This is a genomic window from Bacteroides sp. OF04-15BH (assembly GCF_003477995.1).
Lineage (GTDB): Bacteria > Bacteroidota > Bacteroidia > Bacteroidales > Bacteroidaceae > Paraprevotella.
Genome location: NZ_QUEM01000115.1, coordinates 319 through 568, shown reverse-complemented (window position 1 = coordinate 568; position 250 = coordinate 319). Strand labels below are relative to the sequence as shown.

The 250-nt window shown below is 54.0% G+C and carries 1 protein-coding gene; it reads right to left on the bottom strand.

All coding sequences use genetic code 11. The features are described from left to right. The coding region (locus DXA74_RS16845) for a hypothetical protein (RefSeq protein WP_233550601.1) at positions 1-250 on the bottom strand (250 nt) is incomplete at both ends.

Genomic DNA, 250 nt, shown 5'->3' with positions numbered 1-250 from the left:
GCAAGCTGGCTTCCCACATCGTTGCGTATGCGTTTGAGTTCTTCCCGGTCGTCACTCCATGCCATGACGTTGCAGTGGCAGCGCACCGATACAAGCCCCTTGCTGTGCGCTTCGTTCAGGTACTCGTCTATCCATTCCTTGTTCACTTGGTTGGCACGGGAATAACGGGAGAGCGATTGCATGTTCCGGGCGGTCTGCTCGAAGTTCTTCAGGTTTTCGGCGTGGTCGTCTATGAAGATGAACTGGTTAT